This window comes from Bacillus sp. mrc49 (genome assembly GCF_002803435.1).
This window is the reverse complement of record NZ_PHNG01000408.1, coordinates 1-311: the sequence shown is the minus strand read 5'-3', so window position 1 is coordinate 311 and position 311 is coordinate 1. Positions and strand designations below refer to the sequence as shown.

Here is a 311-nt window from a genome sequence, read left to right as displayed (position 1 = left end):
GCTCTTCCGATCTGCAAGCGATGATCCTTTCGGGCTTTTTTGTGCTTTCGGTTGGTAAGAACATATAGCCTTGGCTCGTGGCAATGATCGGTTCATTCCGTGCTTTCAGAAGCGTTATATCGCCAACGATGACTTGGCGGCTTACATTCGTCATTTGCGAAAGTTCGCTGCCAGTAACGGGCTCTGGGCTTGTTTGCAATATATGTAAAAGTTTCGTCCGTCTTTCTTCCCCGAGTAATTTCTTTCTTTCCATCATTCATTCACCTCTTTATGATAAACATTCTACCATAGAATGGCCGATCTTATCGAAT

General features: G+C 44.1%; 1 protein-coding gene. It reads right to left on the bottom strand.

The window, feature by feature from the left end:
• Positions 1 to 256: HTH domain-containing protein (locus tag CVN76_RS02530; protein ID WP_157805485.1), on the bottom strand; the 256-nt coding region annotated here is incomplete at its 3' end.
• Positions 257 to 311 lie beyond the last annotated feature (55 nt).